Genomic DNA, 16,598 nt, shown 5'->3' on the forward strand with positions numbered 1-16,598 from the left:
TGGCATCCCTTTACAACGCCACATCGAGAAAGCCTGGCGCCTGGGCCAGGGCGAACGGGCTGAAAATCCCCCAGCAGTGCTCACGCTGGAAATGCCCCTGCACGAACGGCGCGGCGGCCGGCAGCAGCGGCAAGGGCGGCGACAGCTCCAGCCCATGCAGCGGAAAATGCTGCAGGCCCACCACTTCGTCCACCAGCAGGCCGGCGAACAGTTCGTCGTGGTCCAGCACCAGCACCCGGCGCTGCTTGCGCAGCACCGACAGGCCCAGGCCCAGAAAACCGCACAGGTCCATCACCGGCAGCAGGCGCCCGCGCAGGTTGGACACCCCCGCCACCCACGGCTTGACCCCAGGGATACGGCTGAGCCTGGGCTCCTGCAGCACCTCGGCCACCTCGCCCATGGGCGCGACGAACCAGTGCTCGGCCACGCGAAAGCCAATGCCGCTCCAGGTCTGCAGGCGGGTTTCCTGCAACGGCAGGTCGGCCGCCAGCAGGCGGCAGCGCCGATCTATCTCGAGCAGCAGCTCGAAGGCGGTCTGCGCGTCGCCCATGGGCCGCGTGGTCACCCCTGCAGAACGCCGTTCAGCACCTTGATCAGGGTGTCTTCGTCGACCGGCTTGGTCAGGTAGTCGCGGGCGCCCTGGCGCCGGCCCCAGACCTTGTCGGTTTCCTGATCCTTGGTGGTCACGATGATCACCGGGATGCCCTTGGTGGCGTCGTCCTTGCTCAACTGGCGGGTCGCCTGGAAGCCGTTCATGCTAGGCATGACGATATCCATCAGTACCGCGTCGGGCTTTTCCTGGCGGGCCAGGGCAACGCCGTCGGCGCCATTCTCGGCCTTGAGCACCTGATGCCCGTGTTTTTCGAGCATCCCGGTCAGTTTGTACATTTCGGTCGGCGAATCATCGACGATCAGAACTCGAGCCATGCTGTTCCCCAATAAAGGCAAGACGCCGCTGCCAGAACGGCTGCGGCGTCAGGGTGCGGGTTGTTCTTCTGCGGCGAAACCCGGCACATGGGCGCGGATCGCATCCAGCAGTTCTTCCTTGCTGAAAGGTTTGGTCAGAAATTGATCAGAGCCCACCTGGCGGCCACGGGCCTTGTCGAACAGGCCGTCGCGGGACGACAGCATGATCACCGGGATGTCCTTGAAGGCGCGGTTCTGCTTGACCAGCAGGCAGGTCTGGTAGCCGTCCAGGCGCGGCATCAGCACATCGACGAAAATGATGCCAGGGACGTGGTCGACGATCTTGGCCAGCGCGTCAAAACCGTCGACCGCGGTGATGACTTCGCAGCCGGCTTCGGCGAGCAGCATTTCGGCGGTGCGCCGAATCGTCTTGGAGTCGTCGATCACCATCACCTTCAACGCCGTGTCGGGCTGTACCATAATTGCTCTACCACCGCATGAAAGGGCCTTGCAGGCCACGTGCCAGGCCTTTTTAGCACACTCTGGGGGTGCATTCCATCGGGCTGCGCCATGGCTGGCCTCACGGCTTGCCAGGCGACGTTTTCCCCTTGACCGCCAGCGTCGCGGGCGCCACCCTGACGCCACTTTTCATTCGAGCCAATGCGGCATCGCGCCGCCGAGAGGATATACCCCCATGAGCGTTCGCCTCGGGATTGTCATGGACCCCATCGCGCAGATCTCCTACAAGAAGGACAGCTCGCTGGCCATGTTGCTCGCCGCCCAGGAACGCGGCTGGTCGCTGTTCTACATGGAGCAGCAGGACCTGTACCAGGGCGAAGGCGTGGCGCGCGCGCGCATGCGCCCGCTCAAGGTGTTCGCCGACCCCGAGCACTGGTTCGAACTCGACGCCGAAGTCGACAGCGCGCTGAGCGAGCTGGACGTGATCCTGATGCGCAAGGACCCGCCCTTCGACATGGAGTTCGTCTACAGCACCTACCTGCTGGAGCAGGCCGAGGCCGCCGGCGTGCTGGTGGTCAACCGCCCGCAGAGCCTGCGCGACTGCAACGAAAAGCTCTTCGCCACGCTGTTCCCGCAGTGCACCCCGCCCACCCTGGTAAGCCGACGCCCGGACATCATCCGCGAATTCGCCGCCAAACATGGCGATGTGATCCTCAAGCCGCTGGACGGCATGGGCGGCACCTCGATCTTCCGACACCGCGCAGGCGACCCCAACCTGTCGGTGATCCTCGAGACCCTGACCGCGCTGGGCACCCAGCAGATCATGGCACAGGCCTACCTGCCGGCGATCAAGGACGGCGACAAGCGCATCCTGATGATCGATGGCGAGCCCGTGCCGTACTGCCTGGCGCGCATCCCGGCCAGCGGCGAGACCCGTGGCAACCTGGCGGCCGGTGGCCGTGGCGAAGCCCGCGAGCTGACCGAGCGTGACCGCTGGATCGCCGCCCAGGTGGGCCCGACCCTGCGCGAGAAGGGCCTGCTGTTCGTGGGCCTGGACGTGATTGGCGAGCACCTGACCGAAATCAACGTCACCAGCCCCACCTGCATCCGCGAGATCGACAATGCCTACGGCACGCAGATCGGCGCCCTGCTGATGGACGCCATTGATCGCCAGCTCAAGGCGCGCTGACCGCCGAGCAGTGGCGGGCCTGCGTTGTGGGGTATCATGCCGGTCCATTTTCGACCTGGCACCCCGCTGCGCCGGCCCTGCCCCGGCTGCTGGATAACCGATGACGCTTCCTGCCGATGTTCCTGCCGACTTTGCTCCGCCCCGCGTCCGCGCGGCGGATCGGCTGGGTTTTACCTTGTTCCTGGCGGCGCTGCTGCACCTGGCGCTGATCCTGGGGCTGGGGTTTTCGTTCGCCAAGCCCGAAGAAATTCGCCGCACCATGGACATCACCCTGGCCACCTTCAAGAGCGAAGCGCCGCCGAAAAAGGCTGATTACCTGGCCCAGGACAACCAGCAGGGCAGTGGCACGCTGGACAAGAAGGCGGTGCCCAAGACCACCGAGGTCGCGCCGTTCCAGGACAGCACCATCAACAAGGTGACGCCGCCCCCCGCGGCCAAGCCTGAAGTGGCGCCCCAGCCTGCCCCGCCCAAGGCGGTGGTGGCGACCCAGGCGCCCGCGCCGCAAAAAGCCCCGACCCGGCCCAGGGAAGTGCAGCCCAAGGTGCAGCCCAAGGCGGCCACGCCCCAGTTCGACAGCTCGGACCTGTCCAGCCAGATTGCCAGCCTCGAGGCGGAGCTGGCCAACGAACAGCAGCTGTACGCCAAGCGCCCGCGCATCCACCGTTTGAGCGCGGCCTCGACCATGCGCGACAAGGGTGCCTGGTACAAGGATGAGTGGCGCAAGAAGGTCGAGCGCATCGGCAACCTCAACTACCCCGATGAAGCGCGCCGCCAGCAGATCTACGGCAACCTGCGCCTGCTGGTGTCGATCAACCACGACGGTTCGCTGTACGAGGTGCTGGTGCTCGAATCGTCCGGGCAACCGCTGCTGGACCAGGCGGCCCAGCGCATCGTGCGCCTGGCAGCGCCGTTCGCGCCGTTTACCGGTGACCTGTCGGACATCGACCGGCTGGAGATCGTGCGCACCTGGCGCTTTGCGCGGGGTGACCGGCTGTCGAGCAATTGAGGCCCTTGGCCGCTTGAGAGGCGGGTAGGGGATCACCCGATGGCAAAATAATGGCCACGCGGTGATGATGCGCGCCCGCATTCCCCCTCGAAAGGACTCTCCGATGGCGCGCCCCGCTATTGCCCTGCGTATCACCCTGGCCGTGCTGGCCCTGTACGCCACTGCCGCAGCCGGCGAAACCCGCTCCGCACGCGACACCGCCGAGCTGTCCAAGGCGCTGTACAACGCCGTCGGCGATTATGGCTACTACAAGACGCCCGAGGAACTGGCCAGGGTAAAGCTGGTATTGTCCCAGGGCGCCACCGCCGACACCCAGACGCTGGTTGCCGCCATCTACACCAAGACGCCTGACGCCCTCGACCTGTTGATCCCGACGGTCAAGGACATCGATGCGCCGATCCATACCAATGGCGAAACCCTGCTGATGTTCGCGCTCAACCGGATCAAGCAGGCAGCCACCGATGCCGACGTGAAAATGGTCAAAAGCCTGATCAAGGCCGGCGCCAACGTGAATGTGATTGCACGCGGCAAATCCGCATCGCCTCTGGAACTGGCCGCCAGCGGTGGTAGCCACACCTACCCGCAGCCCGAACTGGTGAAACTGCTGCTGGCCGCGGGTGCCGATGCCACCTTGCTGCTGGGCAGCGACTTCTCGCCACTGACCGGCCGCGGTGCCGGCAACCTTGACGTCATCAAGCTGCTGATCGACGCCGGCACCGACCCCTATCAGGTCACCACCTCCGGCTGGACCGCCTTGCACTTTGTCTGCCAGCGCCCGTGGGCGCTGAACGATACGCCCGACCCGCAAGCCGCCAAACGCATCGCGTTGCTGCTGAAAAAGGGCAACATCGACGCCTTTCATGAGCAGAAGGGCAGGATCTCCGTCGGCACGCCACTGCTCGAAGCCGCCCGCGCCTACAACCCCGACTGCGTGAAAGCCCTGATCGCCGCGGGTGCCAGCCTGAAGGCCCCGGCCTACTCGCCGACCTACATGGCGCAGTACCCCGAAACCCGACAAGAGACGGTGCGCGAGTACGTACTGCGTGAAGCCGAAAAATCGCCAATCGTGTATTCGGCCAAGGTCGCCACGCTGTTCAAGTAAAGCCCGATTCATGCGGACAAGGTGCTGCCAGCACCTTGTCAGCCTGCCCGCTCGCCGCCACACTATCAGCCATGAAAAACCTCAGCCCGAGTTACCTCAAGCATCAGTTCCTGATTGCCATGCCGCACATGGCCGACCCGAACTTTGCCCACACCCTGACCTACATCGTCGAGCACAACGCCCACGGTGCCATGGGGCTGGTGGTCAATCGCCCGCAGGAGCTGAACCTGGCCGATATCCTCGAACAGCTGCGCCCCGACACCGACCCACCGGCGCGCTGCATCCACGTGCCGATCTACATCGGCGGCCCGGTACAGACCGACCGCGGCTTCGTGCTGCACACCAACGACAAGACCTTCCAGGCCACTGTGCAACTGGAAGGGCTGTCGCTGTCGACCTCGCAGGACGTGCTGTTCGCCATCGCCGACGGCGTGGGGCCTGAACAGAGCCTGATCACCCTGGGCTACGCCGGCTGGGAGGCCGGCCAGCTGGAAGCCGAACTGGCCGACAATGCCTGGCTCAACTGCCCGTTCGACCCCGAAATCATCTTCGGCATGGCCTGCGATCAGCGCCTGGAAGCGGCCGCGGCCAGCCTGGGCGTCAAGCTCAGCCTGCTCACCAGCCAGGCGGGGCACGCCTGATGGCCACGCTCAAACTGTTGCTGGGCTTCGACTACGGCACCAAGCAGATCGGCGTCGCGGTCGGCCAGGTGATCACCGGCCAGGCCCGCGAACTGTGCACCCTGAAGGCGCAGAACGGCGTGCCGGACTGGGCCCAGGTGGAAAAATTGTTCAAGGAGTGGCAGCCCGATGCCATCGTCGTCGGCCTGCCGCTGAACATGGACGGCACGCCCAGCGAGATGAGCGCGCGCGCCGAAAAGTTCGCCCGGCGCCTGAACGGCCGCTTCAACGTGCCGGCCTACACCCACGACGAGCGCCTGACCACCTTCGAGGCCAAGGGCGAACGCCTGGCCCGTGGCGGCCAGCGCGGCAGCTACCGCGACAACCCGGTGGATGCCATCGCCGCCGCGCTGCTGCTGCAGGGCTGGCTGGACGCCCACGCCGAACAGGCGTAAACCCGATCATCGGTTACACGCCGGGCCAGCCCCCTGCCCCGGCCTCTTGAGGAGCACGCATGAGCCTACCCAATCCCGCCGAACTGATCCGGCAGATGGCCGTTGATCTTCGCGCCCACCTGGCCCGCCGCAGCATCGCCGAACCACGCTTCATCGGCATCCGCACCGGCGGCGTGTGGGTGGCCCAGGCGCTGCTTGCCGAGCTGGGCAACGACACGCCGCTGGGCACCCTGGACGTCTCGTTCTACCGCGACGACTTCAGCCAGAACGGCCTGCACCCGCAGGTGCGCCCCTCCGAACTGCCGTTCGAGATCGAAGGCCAGCACCTGGTGCTGGTAGACGATGTGCTGATGAGCGGGCGTACCATCCGCGCCGCCCTCAACGAACTGTTCGACTATGGCCGCCCGGCCAGCGTGACCCTGGTATGCCTGCTGGACCTGGACGCCGGCGAACTGCCGATCCGGCCAAATGTGGTGGGTGCCACCCTGTCGCTGGCCGCCGATGAACGGGTAAAATTGTCCGGCCCCGCGCCGCTCGTGCTCGAGCGCCAGGACCTCGCCTCCGCTTCCGCCCTTTAAGAGTCCCCCGCGATGACGCCAATCGACGCCAAGCGCCCGCTGCAGCTCAATGATCAGGGCCAGCTGCGCCATTTTCTTTCGCTCGACGGCTTGCCCCGCGAGCTGCTGACCGAAATCCTCGACACCGCCGACTCGTTCCTCGAGGTCGGCGCCCGGGCAGTCAAGAAAGTCCCGTTGCTGCGCGGCAAGACCGTGTGCAACGTGTTCTTCGAGAACTCCACGCGCACCCGCACCACCTTCGAACTGGCCGCCCAGCGGCTGTCGGCCGACGTGATCACGCTGAACGTGTCGACCTCCTCGACGAGCAAGGGCGAAACCCTGTTCGACACCTTGCGCAACCTTGAAGCCATGGCCGCCGACATGTTCGTGGTGCGCCACGCCGACTCGGGCGCCGCGCACTTCATCGCCGAGCACGTGTGCCCGGAGGTGGCGATCATCAATGGTGGCGACGGGCGCCATGCGCACCCGACCCAGGGCATGCTCGACATGCTGACCATTCGTCGCCACAAGGGCGGTTTCGAGAACCTTTCGGTGGCCATCGTCGGCGACATCCTGCACTCGCGGGTGGCGCGCTCGAACATGCTCGCGCTGAAAACCCTGGGTTGCCCGGACATCCGCGTGATCGGCCCCAAGACCCTGCTGCCGATCGGTATCGAGCAGTATGGCGTGAAGGTCTACACCGACCTGGAGCAGGGCCTGAAGGACGTCGACGTGGTGATCATGCTGCGCCTGCAGCGTGAACGCATGGCCGGCGGCCTGCTGCCCAGCGAAGGCGAGTTCTACCGCCTGTTCGGCCTGACCACCGCACGCCTGGCCGGGGCCAAGCCGGATGCCATCGTGATGCACCCGGGGCCGATCAACCGCGGCGTCGAGATCGAGTCGGCAGTGGCCGACGGCGCCCATTCGGTGATTCTGAACCAGGTCACCTACGGCATCGCCGTGCGCATGGCGGTGCTGTCCATGGCCATGAGCGGGCAGACCGCGCAACGTCAATTCGAGCAGGAGAACGCCCAGTGAGCCTCAGTATCCTCGGCGCACGGGTCATCGACCCCAACAGCGGCCTGGACCAGGTCAGCGACCTGCACATCGACGCCGGCAAGATCATCGCCATCGGCGCCGCCCCGGCCGGCTTCACGCCAGCGCGCACGCTGGACGCCAACGGCCTGGTGGCCGCGCCTGGCCTGGTCGACCTCAGCGTCGCCCTGCGCGAGCCCGGCTACAGCCGCAAGGGCAGCATCGCCAGCGAAACCCGCGCCGCTGCAGCCGGTGGCGTGACCAGCCTGTGCTGCCCGCCGCAGACCAAACCGGTGCTCGACACCTCGGCCGTCACCGAGCTGATTCTGGACCGCGCCCGCGAGGCCGGCCACAGCAAGGTGTACCCGATCGGTGCCTTGAGCAAGGGCCTGGAAGGCGAGCAACTGGCAGAACTGATCGCCTTGCGCGATGCCGGCTGCGTGGCGTTCGGCAACGGCCTGAACAGTTTCGGCAACAACCGTACCCTGGCGCGTGCGCTGGATTACGCGGCAACGTTCGACCTGACGGTGATCTTCCACTCCCAGGACCGCGACCTGGCCCAGGGTGGCCTGGCCCACGAAGGCGCGATGGCCAGCTTCCTCGGCCTGCCGGGCATTCCGGAAACCGCCGAGACCGTGGCCCTGGCCCGTGACCTGCTGCTGGTGGAGCAGACCGGTGTGCGTGCGCACTTCAGCCAGTTGACCAGCGCCCGTGGTGCCAGGCTGATCGAACAGGCGCAGGCGCGTGGCCTGCCGGTAACCGCCGACGTGGCGCTGTACCAGCTGATCCTCACCGACGAAGCGCTGCGCGACTTCTCCAGCCTGTACCACGTGCAACCGCCGCTGCGCACCCGCGCCGACCGCGACGGCCTGCGTGAAGCAGTCAAGTCCGGGGTGATCCAGGCCATTTCCAGCCATCACCAGCCCCATGAGCGCGATGCCAAGCTGGCGCCGTTCGGCGCCACCGAGCCTGGCATCAGCAGCGTGGAGCTGTTGCTGCCGCTGGCCATGACCCTGGTGGAAGACGGCCTGCTCGACCTCGCAACTTTGTTGCAGCGTTTGTCCAGCGGACCGGCCGCAGCATTGCGCTTGCCGGCCGGCTCGCTGCAGGTGGGCGGCGCGGCGGATGTGGTGCTGTTCGACCCGCAGGCCTCCACCGTGGCCGGCGAGCAGTGGCGCTCCAAGGGCGAGAACTGCCCGTTCATCGGGCACTGCCTGCCGGGCGCGGTGCGCTACACCCTGGTTGATGGGCATATCAGCCACGAAGCCTGAGTAAAGCCGGGGCCGCGTCGCGGCCCTTCGCTGGCAAGCCAGCGCCCACAGGATTAACACCGGCCTTCAATGCGGCGCAGTACCTGTGGGAGCTGGCTTGCCAGCGAAGGGGCCCAGAAGGTTGAAATATTTCCCCCCACCCCCATATGAGTCTGCATCAGGCATTTTCGCCTCGCTGCGTGGAGACTCTCCCTTGACCACCATCGTTTCAGTTCGTCGCCACGGCAAAGTCGTCATGGGCGGCGACGGCCAGGTTTCCCTCGGCAATACCGTGATGAAAGGCAACGCCAAAAAGGTCCGTCGCCTGTACCACGGCCAGGTCATCGCCGGCTTCGCCGGTGCCACCGCCGACGCCTTCACTCTGTTCGAACGCTTCGAAGGCCAGCTTGAGAAACATCAGGGCCACCTCATTCGCGCCGCCGTCGAGCTGGCCAAGGAATGGCGTACCGACCGCTCCCTGAGCCGCCTGGAAGCCATGCTGGCCGTCGCCAACAAGGACGCCTCCTTGATCATCACCGGCAACGGTGATGTGGTCGAACCCGAAGATGGCCTGATCGCCATGGGTTCCGGCGGCGGCTACGCCCAGGCTGCCGCGCGCGCGCTGCTGCAAAAAACCGATCTGTCGGCTCGCGAAATCACCGAGGCCGCACTGAACATCGCCGGTGACATCTGCGTGTTCACCAACCACAACCTGACCATCGAGGAGCAGGACCTGGCCGAGTAATTCAGCTGTTCTGGCGCCCGGCCCCGACGGTCGGGCTTTCCCACGCTGAACACTTGCCCACAGGACCATCGACCATTATGTCCATGACCCCCCGCGAAATCGTCCACGAACTCAATCGCCACATCATCGGCCAGGACGACGCCAAGCGCGCCGTCGCCATCGCCCTGCGCAACCGCTGGCGCCGCATGCAGCTGCCCGAAGAGCTGCGCGTTGAAGTGACCCCCAAGAACATCCTGATGATCGGCCCCACCGGTGTCGGCAAGACCGAAATCGCCCGTCGCCTGGCCAAGCTGGCCAACGCGCCGTTCATCAAGGTCGAAGCCACCAAGTTCACCGAAGTGGGCTATGTGGGCCGTGACGTCGAGTCGATCATCCGCGACCTGGCCGATGCCGCGATCAAGCTGCTGCGCGAGCAGGAGATCGTGCGCGTGCGCCACCGCGCCGAAGACGCCGCCGAAGAGCGCATCCTCGATGCCCTGCTGCCGCCGGCACGCACCGGTTTCAACGAAGACCCGGTCAACACCGGCGACTCCAACACCCGTCAGCTGTTCCGCAAGCGCCTGCGCGAAGGTCAGCTGGATGACAAGGAAATCGAGATCGAAGTGGCCGAAGCGGTCGGCGTCGACATTTCCGCGCCGCCGGGCATGGAAGAGATGACCAACCAGTTGCAGAGCCTGTTCGCCAACATGGGCAAGGGCAAGAAGAAAAGCCGCAAGCTCAAGGTCAAGGAAGCGCTCAAGCTGGTGCGCGACGAAGAGGCCGGGCGCCTGGTCAACGAGGAAGAGCTCAAGGCCAAGGCCCTGGAAGCGGTCGAGCAGCACGGTATCGTGTTCATCGACGAAATCGACAAGGTGGCCAAGCGCGGCAACGTCGGCGGCGCCGATGTGTCCCGTGAAGGCGTGCAGCGCGACCTGCTGCCGCTGATCGAAGGCTGCACGGTCAACACCAAGCTGGGCATGGTCAAGACCGACCACATCCTGTTCATCGCCTCCGGCGCGTTCCACCTGAGCAAACCGAGCGACCTGGTGCCCGAGCTGCAAGGCCGCCTGCCGATTCGCGTGGAACTCAAGGCCCTGAGCCCGCAGGATTTCGAGCGCATCCTCAGCGAACCACACGCCTCGCTCACCGAGCAGTACCGTGAGCTGCTGAAAACCGAAGGCCTGAACATCGAGTTCGCCGCCGACGGCATCAAGCGCCTGGCCGAGATCGCCTGGCAGGTCAACGAGAAGACCGAGAACATCGGTGCGCGTCGCCTGCACACCCTGCTCGAGCGCCTGCTCGAAGAGGTGTCGTTCAGCGCCGGCGACCTGGCCAGCGCCCACAGCGAGACGCCGATCCGCATCGACGCCGACTACGTCAACAGCCACCTGGGCGAATTGGCGCAGAACGAAGACCTGTCTCGTTATATTCTGTAAGCCTAACTCCCTTGCAGGCAGGGCCGTTCGCGGCCCTGAACTTTATGTCCCGACTGCCTACCGCGATCAATCTGCACAAAGCCTCCAAGACCCTGAGCCTGACCTACGGGCCCGATGAGGTGTACCACCTGCCCGCCGAGTTCCTGCGCGTGCATTCCCCGTCCGCCGAGGTCCAGGGCCACGGCAACCCGATCCTGCAGTACGGCAAGCTTGGCGTCGGCCTGACCCAGCTCGAACCCGCCGGGCAGTACGCCCTCAAGCTGACCTTCGACGACGGCCATGACAGCGGCCTGTTCACCTGGGAGTACCTGGAGCAACTGTGCCTGCGCCAGGCGCAACTGTGGGCCGAGTACCTCGACGAACTGGCCAAGGCCGGCAAATCCCGCGACCCCTCCGAATCTGTCATCAAACTGATGCTCTAGCGCGGCACTCTAGGGTTTTAGAGCGCATTTTCTAATTCTATTTGCTTGAATGCCTCAGGCACCGGCCAACGATTGGCCGGCTTGCGCATTCGATGAAAGTCGGGTAACCAATGGAGATGGCAAGTTCCCTGCATCGGTTTTTTCATGCAGGGTCTGGCCGGTATGTAGAGGTCGCGAGCGAAAGCAGGCTGTCTTCACACGCAGAAAAACCCGCAAGGCTCATCACCGTCATGCATCCGGCCGCAGGACCGCAGTTCGTTATCACTGGTCACCCGAGCAGTAGTACCGGGCACCTGGCTATGCAGCGTCCCTAGCCAACCCGGTACTCGTCTCAGGACAACGGAGCGTCGTAGATGAGTAACAAGAACAACGATGACCTGCAGCGCCAAGCCTCGGAAAACACCCTGGGGCTGAACCCCGTCATAGGCCTGCGCCGCAAGGACCTGCTGTCGTCTGCCCGGATGGTGCTGCGCCAGGCCATCAAGCAGCCCCTGCACAGTGCCAAGCATGTCGCGCATTTCGGCCTGCAACTCAAGGACGTGATCTTCGGCAAGTCCGGCCTGCAACCGGACAGCGACGACCGCCGCTTCAGCGACCCGGCCTGGAGCCAGAACCCGCTGTACCGCCGTTACCTGCAAACCTACCTGGCGTGGCGCAAGGAACTGCACGACTGGGTCGGCAAGAGCGACCTGTCGGAGCAGGACATCAGCCGCGCGCACTTCGTCATCAACCTGATGACCGAGGCCATGGCCCCGACCAACACCGCGGCCAACCCGGCAGCGGTCAAGCGCTTCTTCGAAACCGGCGGCAAGAGCCTGCTCGACGGCCTGTCGAACCTGGCCAAGGACATGGTGCACAACGGCGGCATGCCCAGCCAGGTCAACATGGACGCCTTCGAGGTCGGCAAGAACCTGGGCACCAGCGACGGGGCAGTGGTGTTTCGCAACGATGTGCTGGAGCTGATCCAGTACCGCCCCATCACCGAGCAGGTGCACGAAAAGCCGCTGCTGGTGGTGCCACCGCAAATCAACAAGTTCTATGTGTTCGACCTCAGCGTCGACAAGAGCCTGGCGCGCTTCTGCCTGCGCTCCACCGTGCAGACCTTCATCATCAGCTGGCGCAACCCCACCAAGGCGCAGCGCGAGTGGGGCCTGTCGACCTACATCGACGCGCTCAAGGAGGCGGTCGACGTGGTGCTGGCGATCACCGGCAGCAAGGACCTGAACATGCTCGGCGCCTGCTCGGGGGGCATCACCTGCACCGCGCTGGTGGGCCACTACGCGGCATTGGGCGAGAAGAAGGTCAATGCCCTGACCCTGCTGGTGAGCGTGCTCGACACCACCCTGGACACCCAGGTCGCGCTGTTCGTCGACGAACAGACCCTGGAGGCGGCCAAGCGTCACTCCTACCAGGCCGGCGTGCTCGAAGGCCGCGACATGGCCAAGGTGTTCGCCTGGATGCGGCCCAACGACCTGATCTGGAACTACTGGGTCAACAACTACCTGCTGGGCAACGAGCCGCCGGTGTTCGACATCCTGTTCTGGAACAACGACACCACGCGCCTGCCCGCCGCGTTCCACGGCGACCTGATCGAAATGTTCAAGAACAACCCACTGGTACGCCCCGGCGCACTGGAAGTGTGCGGCACACCGATCGACCTGAGCCAGGTCACCACCGACATCTTCAGCGTGGCCGGCACCAACGACCACATCACCCCGTGGAAGTCCTGCTACAAGTCGGCGCAGCTGTTCGGCGGCAAGGTCGAGTTCCTGCTGTCCAACAGCGGGCATATCCAGAGCATCCTCAACCCGCCGGGCAACCCCAAGGCGCGCTACATGACCAGCAGCGAGATGCCGGCGCTGGCCGATGACTGGCAGGAGAACTCGACCAAGCACACCGACTCCTGGTGGCTGTACTGGCAGAGCTGGCTGGCGGAGCGTTCGGGCGAGCTCAAGCCGGCACCGACCAAGCTGGGCAACAAGGCCTACCCGAGTGCCGAAGCCGCCCCCGGCACCTACGTTCACGAACGTTGAAAACACCGGTGCCGCCTGCACGCAAGGCGGCGCTGCAATGACTACAGGGCTCGCGCATGCCGCAACCGTACCTCTTCAGAACCGTCGAGCTGGATGGCCAGACCATCCGCACGGCCGTTCGCCCCGGCAAGCCGCACCTCACCCCCCTGCTGATCTTCAATGGCATCGGTGCCAACCTGGAGCTGGTGTTCCCGTTCATCGAAGCGCTCGACCCGGACCTGGAAGTGATCGCCTTCGATGTGCCGGGCGTGGGCGGCTCGTCCACGCCGCGCCGCCCGTACCGCTTCCCGGGCCTGGCCAGGCTGACCGCACGCATGCTCGACTACCTGGACTACGGCCAGGTCAACGCAATCGGCGTGTCGTGGGGCGGGGCGCTGGCCCAGCAGTTCGCCCACGATTACCCCGAGCGCTGCAAGAAGCTGGTGCTGGCGGCCACTGCGGCCGGTGCGGTGATGGTGCCGGGCAAGCCACGGGTGCTGTGGCTGATGGCAAGCCCGCGGCGCTACATTCAACCGTCGCATGTGATCCGCATCGCCCCGGAAATCTACGGCGGGGCCTTTCGGCGCGACCCGGACCTGGCGCTGTCGCACGCCTCCAAGGTGCGCTCCTCGGGCAAGCTGGGCTACTACTGGCAGCTGTTCGCCGGCATGGGCTGGACCAGCATCCACTGGCTGCACAAGATCCAGCAGCCGACGCTGGTGCTGGCCGGTGACGACGACCCGCTGATCCCGTTGATCAATATGCGCCTGCTGGCCTGGCGTATTCCCAATGCCCAGCTACACATAATCGACGACGGTCACTTGTTCCTGATCACCCGGGCCGAGGCCGTCGCCCCGATCATCATGAAATTCCTGCAGCAGGAGCGCCAGCGCGCCGTCATGCATCCACGGCCCGCCCCGAGCGCTTGAGCCCCTTATCGCTTGCACCCCTGGCAGGAACGCCGGGGCATGCCAGCGCCAGCCCGGGTTGGTGTCGCTCTTGCATTGAAACATTGGTTGATGGCCTGACGACGGAGTGTTGCCTGGATGAAAGACAAGCCCGCGAAGGCTGGGGCCCCCACCCCCGCCAGCTTTATCAACGTGCGCAGCGCAATCAGCGGCCTGCGCGGTCGCGACCTGCTGTCGACGGTGCGCAACCTCGGTCGCCATGGCCTGCGCCACCCGCTGCACACCGCCCGCCATCTGCTGGAGCTGGGCGGCAAGCTGGGCCGCGTGATGCTTGGCGATACCCCCTACCAGCCCGCCGCGCGCGACACCCGCTTCACCGACCCCAGCTGGCAGCTCAACCCGTTCTACCGGCGCGGCCTGCAGGCGTACCTGGCCTGGCAGAAGCAGACCCGCCAGTGGATCGACGAAAGCCAGCTGGACGACGATGACCGCGCCCGCGCGCACTTTCTGTTCTCACTGCTCAACGACGCCGTGGCGCCCACCAACACCCTGCTCAACCCGGCGGCGATCAAGGAACTGCTCAACTCCGGCGGCCTGAGCATGGTGCGCGGCCTTGGCCACCTGATCGACGACCTGCGCCACAACGACGGCCTGCCGCGCCAGGTCGCCGCGGACGCCTTCGAGGTTGGCCGCAACCTGGCCAGCACCCCCGGCGCGGTGGTGTTTCGCAACGAGCTGCTGGAGCTGATCCAGTACAAGCCCATGAGCGAAAAACAGTACGCACGGCCGGTGCTGGTGGTGCCGCCGCAGATCAACAAGTTCTACATCTTCGACCTCAGCGCCAGCAACAGCTTCGTCCAGTACATGCTCAAGAACGGCCTGCAGACCTTCATGATCAGCTGGCGCAACCCCGACCCGCGCCACCGCGAGTGGGGCCTGTCGAGCTATGTGGCGGCGGCTGAAGAGGCGATGAACGTGTGCCGCACGATCACCGGCAGCCGTGACGTCAACCTGCTCGGTGCGTGTGCCGGCGGGCTGACCATCGCCGCCCTGCAGGGCCACCTGCAGGCCAAGCGCCAGGCACGCCGGGTGCACAGCGCCACCTACCTGGTGAGCCTGCTCGACAGCCAGCTGGACAGCCCGGCGAGCCTGTTCGCCGACGAGCAGACCCTGGAGGCCGCCAAGCGCCGCTCGTATCAGCAGGGCGTACTGGAGGGCCGCGAGATGGCCAAGGTGTTCGCCTGGATGCGCCCCAACGACCTGATCTGGAACTACTTCGTCAACAACTACCTGCTGGGCAAGGCGCCGCCGGCGTTCGACATCCTCTACTGGAACAACGACAACACGCGTCTGCCGGCCGCGCTGCACGGTGACCTGCTGGATTTCTTCAAATTCAACCCGCTGGCGCATGCCGAAGGGTTGGAAGTGTGCGGCACGCCGATCGACCTGCAGAAGGTCAGCGTGGACAGCTTTCACGTGGCCGGCAGCAACGACCACATCACCCCCTGGGATGCGGTGTACCGTTCGGCGCTGCTGCTGGGCGGCGAACGGCGCTTCGTGCTGGCCAGCAGCGGGCATGTGCAGAGCATTCTCAACCCGCCGGGCAACCCCAAGGCACACTATGTCGAGAACCCCACGCTCAGTGGTGACCCGCGGGCCTGGTACTACGATGCCCACAAGGTGGACGGCAGTTGGTGGCCGCAGTGGCTGGACTGGATACAGGCGCGCTCCGGTGCGCAGCGCGAGACCCGCATGACGCTGGGCAGCGCGACCTACCCTCCCATGGACCCCGCACCCGGTACCTACGTGCTGGTGCGCTGAGCAAGAAGACAGGATGAAAACCCGCGACCGAATTCTCGAGTGTGCCCTGCAGCTGTTCAACCGGCAGGGCGAACCGAATGTCTCGACCCTGGAAATTGCCAACGAAATGGGCATCAGCCCAGGCAACCTGTACTACCACTTTCACGGCAAGGAGCCATTGGTGCTGGGCTTGTTCGAGCGTTTCGAAGAAGAACTGACACCCCTGCTGGACCCGCCGCTGGAAGTGCGCCTGGAGGCTGAGGACTACTGGCTGTTCCTGCACCTGATCGTGGAACGCATGGCGCAGTACCGGTTTCTGTTCCAGGACCTGTCCAACCTGACCGGGCGCCTGCCCAAGCTGGCGCGTGGCATGCGCCACCTGCTCAATGCACTCAAGCGCACGCTGGCGGCGCTGCTGGCGAGCCTCAAGGCGCATGGGCAGGTGACCAGTGATACGCGAGCACTGGGGCAACTGGTGGAGCAGATCACTCTGACGTTGCTGTTCTCGCTGGATTACCAACGGGTACTGGCGCGCGAGGGCGAGGTGGGGATCGTGGTGTACCAGGTGATGATGCTGGTGGCGCCGCACCTGGAGGTGGAGTCGCGCCATGCGGCGGAGCAGTTGGCCTTGAGGTACCTGGAGGGCTGAAAAGCTTCGCTGGCAAGCCAGCTCCCACAGGTTCTGGGTAACGCCGCCTAACCCTGTGGGAGCTGGCT

Annotated in this window: 18 protein-coding genes; 15 read left to right on the forward strand and 3 right to left on the reverse strand. The window is 65.4% G+C overall.

The window, feature by feature from the left end; genetic code table 11:
* Positions 1-10: 10 nt before the first annotated feature.
* Genes KUO17_RS22590 through pilG form a run of 3 tightly spaced genes read right to left on the reverse strand, consistent with a single transcriptional unit; the run spans position 11 to position 1,386 of the window.
* A complete protein-coding gene (locus tag KUO17_RS22590; RefSeq protein ID WP_217977807.1) occupies positions 11-565 on the reverse strand; it encodes a chemotaxis protein CheW in 555 nt (184 codons plus the stop codon).
* Positions 562-927: a twitching motility response regulator PilH gene (gene pilH, locus KUO17_RS22595; protein WP_217977808.1), complete on the reverse strand. Its 366-nt coding sequence runs from the start codon at positions 925-927 to the stop codon at positions 562-564. Before pilH ends, KUO17_RS22590 begins: the two co-directional genes overlap by 4 nt.
* A gap of 48 nt (positions 928-975) precedes the next feature.
* On the reverse strand, positions 976-1,386 hold the full coding sequence (gene pilG / locus KUO17_RS22600; protein ID WP_217977809.1) for a twitching motility response regulator PilG: 411 nt from the start codon (positions 1,384-1,386) through the stop codon (positions 976-978).
* Between the two features lie 214 nt (positions 1,387-1,600).
* Between pilG and gshB the strand changes: the two genes are divergently transcribed.
* The 15 genes from gshB (at position 1,601) to KUO17_RS22675 (ending at position 16,530) form a co-directional block, all read left to right on the forward strand.
* Positions 1,601-2,554 (forward strand): glutathione synthase, encoded by a 954-nt coding sequence (gene gshB / locus KUO17_RS22605; RefSeq protein ID WP_217977810.1) that lies wholly within the window; start codon positions 1,601-1,603, stop codon positions 2,552-2,554.
* A gap of 100 nt (positions 2,555-2,654) precedes the next feature.
* Positions 2,655-3,560, forward strand: a complete 906-nt coding sequence (locus KUO17_RS22610; protein WP_217977811.1) for an energy transducer TonB — start codon at positions 2,655-2,657, stop codon at positions 3,558-3,560.
* A 103-nt stretch (positions 3,561-3,663) separates the two neighbouring features.
* Positions 3,664-4,662, forward strand: a complete 999-nt coding sequence (locus KUO17_RS22615) for an ankyrin repeat domain-containing protein (protein WP_217977812.1) — start codon at positions 3,664-3,666, stop codon at positions 4,660-4,662.
* A 71-nt stretch (positions 4,663-4,733) separates the two neighbouring features.
* The gene (locus KUO17_RS22620; RefSeq protein ID WP_217977813.1) at positions 4,734-5,303 is read left to right on the forward strand and encodes a YqgE/AlgH family protein; all 570 of its coding nucleotides are present in this window, start codon (positions 4,734-4,736) and stop codon (positions 5,301-5,303) included.
* Positions 5,303-5,737 (forward strand): Holliday junction resolvase RuvX, encoded by a 435-nt coding sequence (gene ruvX / locus KUO17_RS22625; protein WP_217977814.1) that lies wholly within the window; start codon positions 5,303-5,305, stop codon positions 5,735-5,737. The genes KUO17_RS22620 and ruvX overlap by 1 nt, the downstream gene beginning before the upstream one ends.
* Positions 5,738-5,796: 59 nt before the next feature.
* Complete coding sequence (gene pyrR, locus KUO17_RS22630) at positions 5,797-6,315, forward strand: bifunctional pyr operon transcriptional regulator/uracil phosphoribosyltransferase PyrR (protein ID WP_217977815.1); 519 nt, start codon at positions 5,797-5,799, stop codon at positions 6,313-6,315.
* A gap of 12 nt (positions 6,316-6,327) precedes the next feature.
* A complete protein-coding gene (locus tag KUO17_RS22635; protein ID WP_010221491.1) occupies positions 6,328-7,332 on the forward strand; it encodes an aspartate carbamoyltransferase catalytic subunit in 1,005 nt (334 codons plus the stop codon).
* On the forward strand, positions 7,329-8,600 hold the full coding sequence (locus KUO17_RS22640; protein ID WP_217977816.1) for a dihydroorotase: 1,272 nt from the start codon (positions 7,329-7,331) through the stop codon (positions 8,598-8,600). Before KUO17_RS22635 ends, KUO17_RS22640 begins: the two co-directional genes overlap by 4 nt.
* A 193-nt stretch (positions 8,601-8,793) precedes the next feature.
* Positions 8,794-9,324: an ATP-dependent protease subunit HslV gene (gene hslV / locus KUO17_RS22645; RefSeq protein ID WP_038997544.1), complete on the forward strand. Its 531-nt coding sequence runs from the start codon at positions 8,794-8,796 to the stop codon at positions 9,322-9,324.
* A 77-nt stretch (positions 9,325-9,401) separates the two neighbouring features.
* Positions 9,402-10,739 carry an ATP-dependent protease ATPase subunit HslU gene (hslU, locus tag KUO17_RS22650; RefSeq protein WP_217977817.1) on the forward strand — a complete coding sequence of 446 codons (1,338 nt, stop codon included), beginning with the start codon at positions 9,402-9,404 and terminating at the stop codon, positions 10,737-10,739.
* A 44-nt stretch (positions 10,740-10,783) separates the two neighbouring features.
* Entirely contained in the window at positions 10,784-11,161 is a 378-nt protein-coding gene (locus KUO17_RS22655) for a gamma-butyrobetaine hydroxylase family protein (protein WP_217977818.1), read from the forward strand.
* A gap of 353 nt (positions 11,162-11,514) precedes the next feature.
* On the forward strand, positions 11,515-13,194 hold the full coding sequence (gene phaC / locus KUO17_RS22660; protein WP_217977819.1) for a class II poly(R)-hydroxyalkanoic acid synthase: 1,680 nt from the start codon (positions 11,515-11,517) through the stop codon (positions 13,192-13,194).
* A 56-nt stretch (positions 13,195-13,250) separates the two neighbouring features.
* Positions 13,251-14,102: a poly(3-hydroxyalkanoate) depolymerase gene (phaZ, locus tag KUO17_RS22665; RefSeq protein ID WP_217977820.1), complete on the forward strand. Its 852-nt coding sequence runs from the start codon at positions 13,251-13,253 to the stop codon at positions 14,100-14,102.
* 117 nt (positions 14,103-14,219) lie between these two features.
* A complete protein-coding gene (phaC, locus tag KUO17_RS22670; protein ID WP_217977821.1) occupies positions 14,220-15,902 on the forward strand; it encodes a class II poly(R)-hydroxyalkanoic acid synthase in 1,683 nt (560 codons plus the stop codon).
* A gap of 13 nt (positions 15,903-15,915) precedes the next feature.
* Positions 15,916-16,530, forward strand: coding sequence for a TetR/AcrR family transcriptional regulator (locus tag KUO17_RS22675; protein ID WP_217977822.1), 615 nt, complete (start codon positions 15,916-15,918; stop codon positions 16,528-16,530).
* Positions 16,531-16,598: the final 68 nt, after the last annotated feature.

It is taken from the genome of Pseudomonas aegrilactucae (genome assembly GCF_019168305.1).
Taxonomy (GTDB): Bacteria; Pseudomonadota; Gammaproteobacteria; order Pseudomonadales; family Pseudomonadaceae; genus Aquipseudomonas; species Aquipseudomonas aegrilactucae.